General features: G+C 72.2%; 13 protein-coding genes. 3 read left to right on the top strand and 10 right to left on the bottom strand.

The genetic code is table 11. The features are described from left to right. Positions 1-31: 31 nt before the first annotated feature. From ACQUS7_RS13595 to ACQUS7_RS13625, 7 genes are all read right to left on the bottom strand, one after another. A complete protein-coding gene (locus ACQUS7_RS13595) occupies positions 32-1699 on the bottom strand; it encodes a permease (RefSeq protein ID WP_435147726.1) in 1668 nt (555 codons plus the stop codon). A gap of 330 nt (positions 1700-2029) precedes the next feature. Continuing rightward, entirely contained in the window at positions 2030-3172 is a 1143-nt protein-coding gene (locus ACQUS7_RS13600) for a WD40/YVTN/BNR-like repeat-containing protein (RefSeq protein ID WP_435147728.1), read from the bottom strand. 105 nt (positions 3173-3277) lie between these two features. Further along, positions 3278-4219, bottom strand: coding sequence for a DUF2182 domain-containing protein (locus ACQUS7_RS13605; protein ID WP_435147730.1), 942 nt, complete (start codon positions 4217-4219; stop codon positions 3278-3280). A gap of 215 nt (positions 4220-4434) precedes the next feature. After that, on the bottom strand, positions 4435-5718 hold the full coding sequence (locus tag ACQUS7_RS13610) for a hypothetical protein (protein WP_435147732.1): 1284 nt from the start codon (positions 5716-5718) through the stop codon (positions 4435-4437). Then, positions 5715-6785, bottom strand: a complete 1071-nt coding sequence (locus tag ACQUS7_RS13615; RefSeq protein ID WP_435124502.1) for a TIGR00341 family protein — start codon at positions 6783-6785, stop codon at positions 5715-5717. Before ACQUS7_RS13615 ends, ACQUS7_RS13610 begins: the two co-directional genes overlap by 4 nt. Before the next feature lie 147 nt (positions 6786-6932). Beyond that, positions 6933-7136 carry a heavy-metal-associated domain-containing protein gene (locus ACQUS7_RS13620; protein WP_435124499.1) on the bottom strand — a complete coding sequence of 68 codons (204 nt, stop codon included), beginning with the start codon at positions 7134-7136 and terminating at the stop codon, positions 6933-6935. Between the two features lie 282 nt (positions 7137-7418). Continuing rightward, a complete protein-coding gene (locus tag ACQUS7_RS13625; protein WP_435124496.1) occupies positions 7419-7637 on the bottom strand; it encodes a heavy-metal-associated domain-containing protein in 219 nt (72 codons plus the stop codon). A 170-nt stretch (positions 7638-7807) separates the two neighbouring features. Between ACQUS7_RS13625 and ACQUS7_RS13630 the strand changes: the two genes are divergently transcribed. Next, positions 7808-8245 (top strand): hypothetical protein, encoded by a 438-nt coding sequence (locus ACQUS7_RS13630; RefSeq protein WP_435124494.1) that lies wholly within the window; start codon positions 7808-7810, stop codon positions 8243-8245. A 7-nt stretch (positions 8246-8252) separates the two neighbouring features. Here ACQUS7_RS13630 and ACQUS7_RS13635 read toward each other — a convergent pair whose 3' ends face one another. Together ACQUS7_RS13635 and ACQUS7_RS13640 are read right to left on the bottom strand one after the other, a co-directional pair. Further along, on the bottom strand, positions 8253-8657 hold the full coding sequence (locus tag ACQUS7_RS13635) for a hypothetical protein (protein WP_435147735.1): 405 nt from the start codon (positions 8655-8657) through the stop codon (positions 8253-8255). Positions 8658-8719: 62 nt separating this feature from the next. Next, the gene (locus ACQUS7_RS13640; protein WP_435124489.1) at positions 8720-9619 is read right to left on the bottom strand and encodes a ubiquinol-cytochrome c reductase iron-sulfur subunit; all 900 of its coding nucleotides are present in this window, start codon (positions 9617-9619) and stop codon (positions 8720-8722) included. Positions 9620-10036: 417 nt separating this feature from the next. On the opposite strand from ACQUS7_RS13640, the gene ACQUS7_RS13645 reads away from it, so the two are divergent. Both ACQUS7_RS13645 and ppc read left to right on the top strand, forming a co-directional pair. Then, entirely contained in the window at positions 10037-11308 is a 1272-nt protein-coding gene (locus ACQUS7_RS13645) for an MFS transporter (RefSeq protein WP_435147737.1), read from the top strand. A gap of 192 nt (positions 11309-11500) precedes the next feature. Beyond that, entirely contained in the window at positions 11501-14194 is a 2694-nt protein-coding gene (ppc, locus tag ACQUS7_RS13650; protein WP_435147739.1) for a phosphoenolpyruvate carboxylase, read from the top strand. A 440-nt stretch (positions 14195-14634) separates the two neighbouring features. Here the strand turns inward: ppc and ACQUS7_RS13655 are convergent, their stop codons facing one another. Continuing rightward, a complete protein-coding gene (locus ACQUS7_RS13655; RefSeq protein WP_435124480.1) occupies positions 14635-15438 on the bottom strand; it encodes an aldo/keto reductase in 804 nt (267 codons plus the stop codon). Between the last annotated feature and the right edge of the window lie 121 nt (positions 15439-15559).

Here is a 15559-nt window from a genome sequence, read left to right on the forward strand (position 1 = left end):
TCGCCGACCGACGCCGGCCACCGCTCCACGGCTACGCACCGTCCGTCGCGCCGCCGGAGTCGGTGTCGGCGTCGGCGTCGCCGGAGTCAGTGTCGGCGTCGGTGGCAGCTGAGTCACCGGATTCGGCGTCGGTGGCAGCTGAGTCACCGGATTCGGCGTCGGCGCCGGCGGTGCGCACGTCGAGGTCGACCGAGCGGTCCGAGTCCGGCTCCGGGTCCGACCCCGCACCCGGGTCCGGGTTCGCGTCGCCGGGTGCGGCGCCGGTAGTCGCGGCCGGCCCGCCGTCGTCACCGGCTGCGTGGGGTTCGGCGTCGACCGCGGCGTCGGTCACTGCGTCGCCGACGAGGTCCGCGGCGGCCGCGGCGCCGGTCGCGACGACGCCGGCGGCCGTTCGGAGCGCGGCGGCGAGCAGCAGCAGGAGTTCGCCGACCGGGCCGACGACCCGCTCGACGCGGTAGTACCACGTGCCGAAGCGGCCGATGGCGTCGAGGAGCCAGTTTCCGACGGTTTCGCGGCCGTAGGCGGCGGTGAGCTGCGCGACGAACACGGCCGTGAACAGCAGATTCAACACGACCGTGTACTCGCCGGGCGCGGTGCCGCCGGTGACGCCGTGCGGCGGAATCAGCCCGAGCAGGCCGAAGACGTAGTGGACGACGACGCCGGCGACGACCGCGGCGCCGGCCATCGCGCCGAACAGCACGGCGGCGATGCGGCCGCCGTAGTACGTCCGGTAGGCGTTGACGATGGGCGGGATGACGAGGTCGGCGAAGACGAACGACAGCACGGCGCCGAACGGGACGCCGTTCGCCCACAGCACGAGCGCGAACGGGACGTTTCCGACCGAGCAGATGAACGTGACGACGCCGACGAGCGTCGCCATCAGCGCGCCCCAGAGCACCCAGAGGAACCCCTCGTTCGTCGTGAAGACGACGGCCCAGGCGCTCCGCGGGACGACGCCGGCGATGAGCCCGGCGAGCAGGAAGCCGACGGCGATGTCGTCCCACAGCATGTCCCACTCGCGCATCGACGCCGAGGCGGCGCGGACCCAGCCGTCCCGCGACAGCCAGCTCGGCGACTCGTCGTCGCGGACGGCGGCGTCGGCGTCGTGCATCGCCTCCCAGGCGTTCAGGCAGCCGCCACAGCAGAAGTACAGCGTCTCGTCGCGGTGGGCCGCGACGACGGTTTCCTCCTCCTCGGGCGGCGCCGCCATGCGGCACGCTTCGCACTCGTGCTGTTCGAGTTCGAGGACGTTCCGGTAGGCGACGTCCCACCACTCGTCGGGGACGCGCCGGTAGGCGAGCGTGAGGACCGCGATGGCGACGAGGCCGCCGAGGAAGTCGGCGGCGACGAACTGCCAGCCGAGCAGCACCCACATCACGAGGCCGAGTTCGACGACGAGGTCGGTCGCGGCGAACATGAACGCGCCGAGCGCCGCGACCGGCGAGGCGCCCTTCTTGAACAGCTTCCGCGCCATCGCGATGGCGGAGTAGCTGCACGACGACGAGGCGACGCCGAAGGCGGTGCCGTAGCCGACTTCGCGCCAGCCGTCGCCGCCGAGGTAGTCGGTCATGGCGTCCTCGGAGACGAACACCTCGACGGCGCCCGTGATGGCGAAGCCGAGCACGAGCGCCCACCAGGAGTCGAACGCCATGTCGAACGCGAGCGTGAGGCCGTGGAAGACGGAGCCGATGAGTCCCATGGAGTTGTCGTGAGAGATTCGTCGCCGACCGTGCGGGTCGGTCCGCCGCGCCCCTCCGGCCGGACCGGTCGGGCTACCGCGAGAGACGGCCGGGAGTGAAAAGGCGGTTCATAATCCGGCGGCTCGAGCGGTCGTCCGTCCCGCGTTCGCGGCGTTCGGGGAACACCGCGCGTCCCCGTCTCCCACCGAGGGCTCCCGACGAGGTCCGACGGCGAAGCGGACGCCGACGGAGTGGACGCCGGCGGAGTGGACGTCGATGAAGCGGGCGGCGGCGGCGACGGGCGCGGCGACGGGCGCGGCGACTGGCGCAGCGACCGGCGCGCCAGCGGGTCAGCCGTCGTCGGTGGCGCCGAACCGCTCGACGATGGTCCCGTCGTCGCCGACGGCGACCTGCGGGGAGGACGCGGTGCCGAACGCGACTCCCTCCAGGGCGTCCGTGGCGGGCCGGGCGTGTTCGTCCCACTCGCCGGCAGCGTAGACGTAGACCGCGCCGGCGGCGTCGACGGCGTAGCCGCCGCGGTCGGCGTCGAACACGAGGGCGTTCACGTCGGCGTCGCCGGCGCTGAGCGTCGTCCACGTCCGGCCGTTGTACCGGTAGATGTCGCCGCCCGCGCCCGCGACGTGGACGTGCCCCGGGCCAGCGGCCGCGACGTCGAACAGCGCGCCGCCGGCGCCGTGGATCCCGATTCGCCGCCAGTTGCGGCCGCCGTCGGCCGTCGCGAACACGGTGCCGGCGCCGGTGGCGAGGAAGCCGGTGTCGGCGTCGACGAACTCGGCGGCCGTGAACGAGGAGCCGGCGCCGGGCTTCCGGACGTCGAACCAGTCGACGGCGACGCCGTCGAGGCGGCCGCGCAGCACCTGCCCGGAGCCGTTGGCGACCCAGACGGACTCCCCGCCGGCGGCGCCGGCGGCGGCGACGTCCGCCCACGAGGAGGTCATCCCCATCGGCGCCGAGTAGTCCCGGAGCGTCAGCGTGTCGAGGTCGAACACGCCGAGCGCGCCGGCGTCCCCGGCGAACCAGACGTGCCGACGGTCCGCGGTGAGGGCGGCGCCGTACAGCGCGTTGCTCGTCGCCGCGACGTCGCCCTGCCCGACGAGCTCCCACAGGCCGTTCGCGCGGGCGAGCAGCGCGCCGCCCTCGCCGACGACGTACGGGCCTTCCCGCGACAGCACGACGTCGTACAGCGCGGCGTCGGTCGGCGGGTCGGCGCGCGTCCAGCCCTCCTCGGCGCCGTCGGCGAACGACTCGCTGTCGTCCGGCGTCGTCGACCCGACGTCGGTGCGTTTCTCGTCGTCCCGCGTCGCGGCCGCGGTGCCGTCGGCGTCGGCGTCGCCGGCGCCCCCGTCGCCGCCGTCACCGCCGTCGAGACAGCCGGCGAGCCCCGCGAGGCCGGCCGCCGCGCCGCCCGCGGCGACGAGGTAGGACCGGCGAGTCGCGGTGCTCGCGTCACCTGTGGCGTCCGAGTCGCTCATGCTCGGCGCGTCGGCCGCTGCGGCGGTTAGTGTCGTGAAAAAGACGGATGCCGCGGTGAATCGGCGGCGACTGTCGGACGAGGCGGGGAGCCGTTCGCGTCCGCGCTACATCCCCATCGACGTCGCGAAGCGGAGGCCGAGGTCGGGGCGGGCGGCGAGGACGACCAGGCCGGCGAGCAGGCTGACGACGCCGGTCGCGGTCGCGACGTCGTCGCCCCAGACGGGGAGCCGTTCGACGGTGACGACCGCCGTGAGCGCGACCATCCAGAAGAAGTTCATCTCGCCGAAGAACGGCATGAGCAGGAAGAACGGCCCGAAGCAGATGGTGACGCAGCGGACGCCGTGGCCCAGCCCCTCCTCGACCGCCTCGGGGACGGAGTCGGTGTGCGGGGCGACGCGGGCACAGCAACTGCGCAGCAGCGACTGCTTGAACTCGGTGAGCTGGTACAGGCCGGTGAGGACGAGGACGCCGCCGACGACGAGGTGCGTGTGCGCCGCGGTGAATCCGAGGATGCCGCCGGGCAGCAGCGCGTGGAACGTCAGCGGCACGACGCCGGAGAGCAGCCAGACGGCGTGGTAGCCCGTCATGAACGACGCGAGCGACAGCGCCGCGCCGCCGGCGCCGCCGCGGTAGGCGTCGGCGTACTCCCGGGTGAACCGGGTCATCGCCGGGTGCATCATCGCCCACATCATGACGCCCCACACGACGAGGTAGCCGGCGAAGGCCTCGACGGTGCCGACGTGGAACGCCGCGAGCTCCATCGCGCCCGGCGCGGCCATCGGAACCCCGGCCTGCTGCATCAGCCACGACGCCCCGGGCATCGGGACCGCGCCGCGGTACAGCAGCACCCAGAGGACGGCGTCGACGCCGAGCATCGCGACGACGACGGCGGTCGCCCGGTCGACGTCGGGCGCCGACAGCGCGTCGCGCGCGGCGCGGACCGCCGAGTCGACTCGCGTGCTGGAATCGTCGCGTCCGGCGGAGTCAGTTTCGTTGTCGGAGTCGGTTCGTGCGTCTGGTTCGGTGTCGGAGTCGGTGGAGGGCATTCGTGGAGGGCGGTCGGATTCGCGGCTCGCGGCCGCGGGCCGCGCGGTGACCAGCCGGTGCGTCTGTCGGTCGATCGGGGGCGGTGCGGAGATGCTGCGGGGACGATGCGGGAGTCGGCCGAGCAGCGGCGGCGGCCAGTCGCTCACGGCGGCCGCCGGGCGGAACCGCGCCCACACCGGGCCGCAGCACAGCAGCGGATTGCCGCAGCGGCCCGTCACGGTTGCTCACCGTTCGGCGTGAACGCGCCCGGCGCGGAGGTGCGCTTGATGACGGTCGCGATGCGGACGACGTACGCGAACAGGATGGCGAACGGGAGGAACGCGACGGTGAGGCCGACGGCGACGAGCAGCAGCACCGGCGTCGCCGGGCCGCCGGGCGGGAAGCCGCCGGCGAACACCATGATGACCATGACGGAGCCGACGAACGCCGCCATCCCGGAGTAGGCGATGAGCCGCGAGAGGTTCGCGAGCTCCTGCTGGAGGTACATCGTCTTGAAGTAGTGCCGCGTGACGTCGAGCACCGTCAGCAGCTTCTGGAGTTCGGCGACGCCGGCGTCCGCGTCGGCGGGCAGGTCGTGCCGGAGCTTCGCCGACCGCGTCCGGTTGACGTACTCGGCGTAGTCCTGCCGCATCATCGGGACGAGCAGGTCGAACACGGCCGGGTTCCGGCCGTCGAGCGCCTCACGGATGGCGCGGGCGGTGCCGCGGGACCGCGACAGCAACGCCGCCACCTCGCGGTCCGCCGGGTCGTCGAGGTCCGCGGCCGCCGCCTCGACGTCGTCTGCGGCGTCGACGAGCAGCTGCGTCACCACCTCGACGAACGCCGCCGGGTTCGTCGGCGTGACGTGCAGCTCCGGGTCGAGCGCCGCGATCTGTTCGCGGAAGTCGGCGACGTTGTCGATGCGTTCGGTGATGCCCGCCAGCGACTCCGAGAGGCTCGACATCGCGAGGCTGTTCACCGTGATGACGATGGGGACGAACGAGAACAGCCCCGCGATGATGGTGGAGAACATCGTGGAGACGAACCCGGAGTTCTGGACGCCGATGACGTTGACGAACGCCAGCCCGAGCGCCGCGATGAAGAAGGCGACTTCGAGCGCGCCGATGATCGCCCACCGGCTCCCCGACAGCAGGAACCAGTTCGCGAACGGGCCGTCGCGCTCCCCCTCGCTGAGGAAGCCGGCGACGACCGTGACGCCGATGAACACGACCCGCGCGAACACGCGGAGGAACTGGACGGCCACCGACGCCGCGCGGCCGAGCAGCGACAGCGCGTCCCGCGCCGACGCGGACACCTCCGGCGCGTCCGGCGGCGCGTCGCCCGCACCGCCACCGTCGGCAGCGACGTTGCTGCCGCGGTTCGCGTCGCTGTCGGCGTTGCCGCCGCTGTCCGCGTCGCTGTCGCGGCCCGCGTCGTCGCCGTCGGCGGCGCGGTCGGCGGAGCCGGTTCGTCTCCGTTCGATGCGGTCGCGTCTGCGGTCGGGTGTGTCGTCGGTCATAGCAGTGGGAGGACGTCGAAGAACGGCCGGAGCGTGCTGCCGCGTTCGACCCGGGAGAGCACCATCGCGGTGACGGCGATGAGGGTGAGCAGGGCGACGGCGCGGCGCAGCAGGACGCCGCGGGCGCGCTTCAGTTCCTGCCACTCGGTCGGCCGGTAGCCGAGGTACCACAGCGACGTGATGCCGGCGAGGTTGATGGCGGCGATGTTCGCGGTGATGACGGCGAGCGAGCCGACGATGACCACCGGCTCCATCCAGGCGACGCCGACGCCGAGGACGCCGATGGGCGGCATCAGCGCCGCGGCGACCATGACGCCGACCAGTTCGGTGGAGCCGCTCGTCGACAGCGCGATGGCGCCGGCGACGCCGGAGCCGACCGCGATGGTGACGAGCAGGAACGCCGGCGAGGTGTGCTGGCTGATGCTCAGCACCGACCGGACGTCGACGGTGATGTCGCCGACGGTCTTGGCGGTCCACGCGAAGATGACGGCGACCAGCACCGACACGGCGAGCCCCTTCAACTGGAAGTCGATGCCGCGCCGGAACAGGCCGCGGTCGTCGATGACGGTGGAGACGGACGTCGCCATCGCCGGGCCGAGCAGCGGCGCGATGACCATCGACCCGATGAGCACCGACGTCGACTCGAGCAGCACCCCCGAGGTCGCGACGACGGAGCTGATGGCGGTCATCAGCACGTAGATGACGAAGTCCGGGATGAGGTCGGCCGCCTTCGAGTGGAGTTCGCGGCGGGAGATGCGGCCCGGGGCGAGCGCGCCGACGTGCTCCGGGCCGGTCTCGTTGACGAACCGGTCGGAGACGATGGCCTCCGGGTTGTAGACGACCGTGTAGATGGAGTCGCGGATGCCGATTTCGGTGAACCGCTCCTGTATCGGCTCGACGCCGTGAGCGGGGAGCGGAAACGAGATTTTCGCGGACGCCTCCGGCTTGTCCGAGCGGTCGTTGAGGCTGTAATCGAGCCCCTCGTCGTCGAGAACGCCGAGCACGGCCTCCCGCGCCTCGGGGCTCAGGATCATGACCTCCACCAGCCGCATGTCCTGCCGAGCCATGCTAGTCTCCACGGGGGGAGCGCGCTTCGGCCGGCTGTGTGTGTGCGTGAATCATCGTCGGTCGACTGACGCCAGCGCAGCGCAGACGGTTCGGCGTCACCGAATCGCGGCGACGCGAGCGAGCGGGCGGCAGACGGACGCCGGCGGTCACTCGCCGACGCCGTACCCGGTTTCGATGACGACCTGTTCCACGCGGCCCCGGTCGACGTCGTCGCCGGCGACGCGGACGGTCCCGGCGACGTGGTCGGCGTCGACGGACGTGACGCCCTCGACGGCGCCGACGCGGTCTTCGAGGAGCTGTTCGCAGCTGCCGCACGACAGTCCGGTCACGGGAACGACGAACGACGTCATACCCGAACCGACGCGCCGCCGCCACCTCAAGGCCGGAAAACCGTGGGCCTCCCGGCGAACCCGGCGACCGAACGGACGGCCCGTCGGCGACCGGTCGACGGCCAGCATCGCCCGACTGCGACCGCCCCCGACCGAACCGGGGAGCGAGTCGCGGCGCGGAGGCTGCGCGGTCGTGCGGGAACCCAGGCCGTCGCCGACGCGGTCGCTGCGGGGTTGCAGCGGTAGAAATCGGAGGGCGTGGCTGACGGGAGCCGGTCGGCGTCGTCGCCGACGCGGAGCGGGTCAGCCGTCGACCGTGTAGCCGGTTTCGGTGATGGCCTGCTCGACGCGGTCGCGGAGCGAATCGTCGGCTCGCTCGTCGTCCGCGCGGACGACGACGCGGTCGCGGGCGGCGTCCGATTCGACGGCCGCGACGCCGTCGAGGCCCGTGACGGCCTGCGTCACGAGGGCTTCACAGCTCGCACACTGCATGCCGGTGACGGTGAGTTCGTGCGTTTCCATCGCACCTGCGACGTGCGTCGCCGCGACAATCAATCGCGGAAATCCGCCGCGGCCCGGCGGCGGCGGTCGGACTCCGCCACGGCAGGGTCGTTCCGGGCGGCGCTCGGCGGCGACGGGCGGTGTTCGGCGGTTCTGCGGCCTATACCCGGCGAGGCGGCGTACCGGGAGCCATGTCGCCGTCGCTGTCCCGTTCGGCCGACGCGGACCGACCCGGTAACCGCTACTGGCTGGCGCTCGTCGGCTACCTGGCCGTGACGGTCGTCGGCGCGGCGCTGCTCGTCGCCGTCGTCGTCGAAACCGGCTCCGTCACCGACTTCGGCGTCGCGCTGGTCGCGGTCGCCGGCGTCGTGGTCGTCGCGGCCGCCGCGTCCGTCCCGGCGCTCGTCGCCGACGCGGTCGGGCTGGCGCGCGACGGCGCGTGGGTGCCGCGGTGGTACCTGTACGTCGCCGCCGAGACGGCGCTCCCCGTCGGGACGTACCTCGTCGCCGACGCCGCCGTTCCGTCGACGGTCGCCGCGCTCGCCGCCGCCGCGGCGCTCGTCGCGGTCACGGTCGTCGGCTCCGGCCAGTATCTCGCTCACCGCCGCCGCAACGTCGGGCTTCGCTGAGCCTCGGCTACTCCTCGCCCGGCAGCGTCGACAGCGACTCCACCTGGCTCGCGAGCGCCGCCGCGTCCGCCGCGACGGCGTCGTAGTCGGCGCCCGCGTCGTCCGCGACGACCCGGAGGTGCGTCGCCAGAAGCGTCAGCGCCTCCAGTTCGGGGCGGTCGTCGTCGCCGCCGCCGACCCGTGCGGCCGCCGTGTCGACCTCGCCGCCGCGGACGACGCCGAGGTGGAACGCCGTGACGTCGTCGCCGGTGAGGGTCCGCCGGGCCGCCGCGCGCGCCGCATCGAACTCGGCGGTGCCGGAAGTATCGAGAGTGTCGTCGGTATCGTCGGCGTCCGTGGATTCGGCGGCCGCGGCCGGGTCGTCGCCGGAGGAGTCGGTGCTGGCGCTGTCGGCGGGGGAGCCGTCGCTCATGGGTGGCGGTGGTGAGCGGCGCGAGAAAAGCCCGGCGGCGCTGCGGCGGGCGGCGAGCGGCGTTACTCGTCGGGCCGCGGCCGGGAGGTGAACAGCGTCGTGACGATGCTGAACGGCTCGTACACCGACTGGTGGCACGGGCAGTACACTTCGTCCGCGGCCGCGAACTTCGCGGAGCCGGCGTTCTGCTTGAAGCCGGGGACACAGCAGAAGTGCGTGCACTTGTTGAGCCACGCGATGAACCCTTTACTGGTCGACGCCTGCAGCCACTTCTGGACGTCCGAGGGGACCTCATACGTCTCGCCGTCGGCGCCCTGCGCGGAGCCGGTCGCGGCGAGTTTCTCGATGATGGGCGAGCGGAGAATCTGGACCGGGATGGTGTCCTCCGCGCCCTTCGACCGCCAGTTCGCGGTCGCCGGCTTCCCGAGGCCGCTGACGCCGATGCCGTTCCCCCACGTCTCGTAGTCGGAGAACATGTCGACGGTGAACTGGTCGCCCTGGCTCATCACTTCGGACTGCCACTCGTAGCCCGGGTTCGCTCCGACGTAGAAGTAGTTCCCGCCCTCCGGCTCGTACCCCGGCTGAATCCCGGTGTACGTCTCGACGCCGCAGTACTGGAACCACTCCGAGGAGTACGTCTTCCCGCCGAGTTCGGTCTGTGCGACCTTGATGGAGACGCCGCCCTGCTCGACGGTCTTGACGTCCGGCCAGACGCCGCGGATGAAGCCGTCGCTGTCGATTTCGATGGGGATCTGCGGCATCCCGCGCGGCGCCGGGCCGTCGGTGTTCTCGATGGCCATCGCCTCGGTCGCGCCGCCGCCTTTCCCGGGCGAGGTGGTGACGCTGTTGACGGAGGCCGACCCTACCACGCTGACTCCCGCGAGGGCCGCGCCGCCGACGACGCCCTTCACGAACCGGCGACGCCCCGAGTCGCCGGGGTACTTGTCGTCGTCTACGCTCATACGTCGGAGTCGGAAGCCGCCACGCAAAAGCCTGACGAAAGGCCGAACACGGCCGCAGACGCCGGGTTTCCACCGGCACGTACCGCTCCATAGCCGTCCGGACGGCTCATAGCGAACTACTTCCGTCCGTCCGACCGTCGCTGAACCGGCGCGAGCCCCTGGGAGTCCGCGCCAGTCTGCGCGAGTCTGCACCGATTCCGTGTCCATCGCGGCCGCACCCCTGCGGCCGCACCGTTCATCGCCCGCACAGCGCCGGCTCTCGTCGGTTCCGTCGTCGACCGCTGGCCGCGTCGCCGCGCCGCCACCGCCGCCACTGCCGCCACCGCCGCCGCGTTGCCACCGCCGCTACCGCCGCCACCGCCGCCGGTCGTTCCGGATTCGGACCGCTCTTGTCGTCGGCGCCCGTTCCTCTCGGCAGTGAGACTGTCCCGCGTCCCGCGTCGGCTCGGCGGCGGCGAGCGGCGCGGCATCCTCGCGTCGGTCGCGTTCGGGTGGTTCCTGACGCTCGGCCTGCGGTTCCTGCTGCCCGCGCTGCTCCCGCAGATTCAGGGCGCGTTCCGCATCGACGACAGCACCGCCGGCGTCGCCATCACGGTCGTCTGGGCCGGCTACGGCGTCATGCAGTTCCCCGCGGGGCTGCTCGTCGACCGGCTGGACGAGCGGACGCTGCTGAGCCTGAGCCTCGCGCTCGCCGCCGGCAGCCTCTGTGTCATCGCCGCGGCGCCGGTGTTCGCGGTGTTCCTCGTCGCCTGCGGGCTGTTCGGGCTCGCGACCGGGCTGTACGGGACGACGCGCGGCATCGCGCTCTCGCGGTTCTTCCGGTCGAACAGCGGCCGGGCGTTCGGCATCACGCTCGCCGCCGGCAGCCTCGGCTCGGCGGCGCTCCCCGTCTTCGGCAGCACCGCGACCGACCACGTCGGCTGGCGGGCCGCCGTCGGGCTGACCGTCCCGCTGTTCGCCGTCACCGCGGTCGGCGCCTGGCTGACCATCCCCGGCGGCGACGCCGACGACGCAGACGCCGCCGACGACGCAGCCAGTGTCGGCAACGACGAGGACGGCGATGGCGACGAGGACGGCGATGGTGACGAGGACGGCGAAAGCGGGAACGGCGAGGTGAGCGTTCGGCGGACGCTTCACACTGTGTTCACGGACCGGACCATCGTGGTCGCGTTCGTCGGGATGACGCTGATGCTGTTCACGTTTCAGGCGCTGACGGCGTTCCTGCCGACGTACCTGCTGGAGGAGAAGACGCTCGCGGAGGGCGCGCCGAGCGCGCTGTTCGCGCTGCTGTTCGTCGGCGGCGCCGGGTTCCAACTCGCCGGCGGCGCGGCCGTCGACCGGGTCGGGACGCGCCGGGTCATCCTCGTCGTCGCCGCGGTCGGCGTCGCGACGCTCGCGCTGCTCCCGCACGTCTCCGGCCTCGTACCGCTCGCGCTGCTCGTCGTCGCGCTGTCGTCGCGAATCGCGGTCTCGTCGGTGCTGAATCCGTACATCATCGACGCGCTGCCGGACGAGGCCACCGGGTCGACGTGGGGGCTGCTCCGCACGCTGTTCTTCCTCATCGGCGCCACCGGCTCCACGATCGTCGGCGTCATGTCCGACCTCGGCCTGTTCGACGAGGCGTTCTACCTGCTGGCGGGCGTCACCGCCGTCGCCGCGGTGCTGTTCGTGCTGCTCCCGAAGCGCTGACCCGCCGCAGCCGACCGGCGTCTTCACGCTGAAAACGGCTCGCCGGGACGGCTCGACCGAGAATCGTCCGACAGCCGTCGATTCGCGCCGGATTGGCCGCGAAGTCACGTTCGTTTTCTGAAAAATTCGGTTCCGAGGAAATTCTTCGTCGAACCGGAACTACTGTGGCCCCCGGGGCAGTCTTGGTAGCGTATGACGAGCCACGAGCGGGACGTCCGGCAGGACGTCCGCGAACTCGGCGCACTGCTCGGCGACGTCCTCGAACGGCAGACGTCGACGGCGGCGTTCGACACCGTCGAGGACGTCCGCACCGCCTCCATCGACTACCGGCGCGGGGAGACCGACAGCCGCGACCCGGTCAGGGAGCGACTCGACGGCCTCGACCCGGAGACGACCCGCACCGTCGCGCGGGCGTTCGCGGCCTACTTCGAACTGGTGAACGTCGCCGAGGAGCGCGAACGGGTCCGCGCGATTCGCCGGCGACGCGAGAAGGGCGCGCTCGAAGACGGCGTGCAGGCCGCCGCCGCGGCGCTCGCCGAAGCCGACCCGGAGGACGCCGCGCAGGCGCTCGCTGACACGCGCGTCGTCCCGACGTTCACGGCGCACCCGACGGAGGCGCGCCGCAAGACCGTGAAGGCGAAGCTGCGCCGCGTCGCCGAGGACCTCGCCGACCTCGACGAGCGCCGCCTCATCGACGAGGAGGAAGACGACCTGGTCGACGACGTCGAAGCCGAGGTCGAGTCGCTGTGGGCGACCCGGCAGGTCCGGCCGCACCGGCCGACGCCGACCGACGAGGCGCGCGACGTCCGCTGGTACCTCGAAGAGACGCTGTTCGACGTCGTCTCTGACGCCTACGAGTCGCTGGAGGACGGCCTCGACGCCGCCGACGCCGACGTCGACGGGGACGTCCCGCAGCTGCTGGAGTTCCGGTCGTGGGCGGGCAGCGACCGCGACGGCAACCCGTTCGTGACGCCCGACGTCACCACCGACACGCTCGACGCCCAGCGCGACGCCGTCCTCGACCGGTACGACGGCGAACTGCAGGCGCTGCTCGGCGACGTCAGCCAGGAGGGCGACCGGCTCACCCACACCGACGAGTTCGAGGCGCGGCTCGCCGCCGAGCGCGACGCGGTGCCGTCGGCCGCCGAGACCGCCGACGAGCGCTACCCGGCGGAGCCGTACCGGCGCTACGTCGAACTGGTCCGCGAGCGCGTCGCCCGCGTCGACGACCTCCGGTCGGGCGAGTACGGCGACCCGGACGAGTTCGTTTCGGCGCTCGAAACGCTCGCCGCCGACCTCCGCGCGAACGGCCACGACGCGGTCGCCGCAGAGCGCGTCGACCCGCTGGTCCGCCGCGTCGAGACGTTCGGGTTCACGCTCGCCGCGCTCGACCTCCGCGACCACCAGGAGAACCACACGGAGGCCGTCTCGGCGCTGCTCGACCGCGAGGGCGTCGACTACGCCGACATGGACGAGGACGACCGCGTTGACGTGCTGACGCGGTCCATCCTCGACGACGACGGCGTCGGCAGCCTCGACGTCGACGACGACCTCTCTGACACCGCTGCGCGGGTGTGCCGCCGGTTCGACGCGCTCGGCGACTGGCACCGCGAGTACGGCGCCGACGCCATCGACACGTACTGCATCTCGATGACCGAAGCGCCGTCGCACGTCCTCGAAGTGCTGTACCTCGCGGACCTCGCCGGCGTCGTCTCGCTCCCCGAACACTGCGGGCTGGACGTCGTTCCGCTGCTCGAAACGGCGTCGGCGCTCGCGAACGCCCGCGACATCCTCGGGACGCTCGTCGACAACGACGCCTACGGCGCCGCCCTCGACGCCCGCGGCGACGTCCAGGAAGTGATGCTCGGCTACTCCGACTCGAACAAGGAGAACGGGCCGTTCGCGGCGGCGTGGGACCTCCACCAGAACGCCCGGCGGCTCGCGGAGGTCGCCGACGACGTCGGTGTGGAACTCCGGCTGTTCCACGGCCGCGGCGGCTCCATCTCCCGCGGCGGCGGCCCGATGAACGAGGCGCTGCTCGCGCTGCCGCCCGAGACCGCCACGGGCGAAGTGAAGTTCACCGAGCAGGGCGAAGCCATCGCCGAGAAGTACGCGAACCCGCGGGTCGCAGAGCGCGAGCTGGAGCAGATGCTGGACGCGCAGATCCGCGCGCGGCTCCGCCGCATCCAGGGCGACACGCCGGCGGTCCACGACGAGTGGGAGGCGGCCATGGACGTCGCCGGCGAGGCCGCCCGCGACGCCTACCGCGACCTGCTCGACACCGACGGCTTCGTCGAGTTCTTCGAGGCCGCGACGCCCATCACGGTCATCGAGGACCTCAACATGGGGTCGCGGCCGGCGTCCCGGTCCAGCGACCGCACCGTCGAGGACCTCCGCGCGATTCCGTGGGTGTTCTCGTGGACGCAGAGCCGCGCCATCCTCCCCGGCTGGTTCTCCACCGCCGCCGGGCTGGACGCCTACCTGGACGACGGCGGCGACGTCGAGACGCTCCGGGAGATGTACCGGCAGTGGCCGTTCTTCCGGACGACCATCGACCACATCGCGCTGTCGCTCGCCCGCACCGAACTCGACATCGCCGCCGAGTACGCCGACCTGGCCCCGGAGGACCTCCGCGCGGAGTTCTTCCCGCGCATCGAAGCGGAGTACGACCGCGCCGTCGAACTGGTGAAGCAGGTCACCCAGCGCGACTCGCTGCTTCGCCGCGAGTGGCTCGCCGAGAGCCTCGAACGCCGGAACCCCTACGTCGACCCGCTGAACCTCCTACAGATAGACCTGCTCGGCCGCAGCCACCGCACCGACGCCGAAGAGCGCGCGCTCCGACTCACCGTGAAAGGAATCGCCGCCGGCATGAAGAACACCGGGTAGCCGCTGCGGACGTGCTCGACGGCGGCTCGACGGCCTACGCGAAGTCGGCTTCGAGACGCCGGCGCATTCTGTCGCGACCGTTCAAAAGAAGCCTCGATACCAAGCCATCAGCGGTAAGCGGGTCGTGGACGAAGGGACGACGCAGTCCGGACCGGTTCTCGGACTGCGATTCGGGGGAACGCCTCGCATTCCGGCACTCCTGACAGGAGGCACGCGGGCGGCGCACCCGAGCCGCCCGTTTCCGCTGCGCCGACTTTCTGCGGCTCCGCGCCATCGAGTCAGGAGCCGTTGCCGTCGCAGTTTGCGGCCCCGTTCGCGCTGTTCCCGTCCGGTTCGCGTGGTCCGTCCGGTCTCAGCGACAGCGCAGCGTCGCCGCCGCGGATGGGCGAGCGGTTGGTCGCCGAGAAAGCACGGGTGCCGACGCAGCCCGCTCGGTGCAGTCAGTCGACCTGGTTCCAGGGCGCTTCCTCGAAGTCGACGAGGCGGCGCTCCTCGTCGATGTCGTCGATTCGGGCGACGTCTTCGGCGTCGAGTTCGAGGGCGGCGCCAGCGAGGTTGTCGCGGATGTGCTCCTCGCTGGTCGCTTTCGGGATGGCGGCGACGTTGTCCTTCGCGAGCAGCCACGCGATGGAGACCTGCGCGGGGGTCGCGTCGTGCTTGTCGGCGACGTCACGGACGACGTCGACGTCGGCGACGTCGTTGCGGGCGATGGGGCAGTACGCGACGAGCCAGTGGTCGTGTTCGACGGCGTACTCGCGGAGTTCGTCCTGCTGGAGCAGCGGGTGGCACTCGACCTGGTGGGCGAACAGCGGGACGTCGAGCGCGTCGCGGGCGGCGTCGAGCTGGTCGACGCGGAAGTTCGAGAGGCCGACGCGGTCGACGACGCCGTCGGCGACGAGTTCGTTCAGCGCGCGCGTCGTCTCCTCTACGTCGTAGGTGTTGATGGGCCAGTGGACGTACAGCAGGTCGATGCTGTCGACGCCGAGGCGCGCGCGGCTCTCGTGGGCCGTGGCGACGGCGTCCTCGTAGCCGAGGTTGTCGGTCTGCAGCTTCGTCGCGACGAACAGGTCGTTCGGGTCGGCGCCGGCGCGCTCGATGCCCTCGCGGACGAGCGCCTCGTTCTGGTAGCCCTGCGCCGTGTCGATGGCGTCGTAGCCGGCGTCGACCGCGGTGGCGACGCTCTCGGCGCACTGTTCGCCGCGGAGCTGGTACGTCCCCTGACCGAACCGCTGGAACTCGGACATGCGTGTCGCGTCCGCGGCGCGGCCCGTGAAGCCGTCGGTGTGCCGCGGTCGACGTACCGCCGCCGGTTCTCGTCGCTGAGAGCCGGCGCGTCGCGGCGGGCGCGTCTATAAAACGGTTGTC

It is taken from the genome of Halobaculum sp. P14, assembly GCF_051195155.1.
Taxonomy (GTDB): Archaea; Halobacteriota; Halobacteria; order Halobacteriales; family Haloferacaceae; genus JBNTKA01.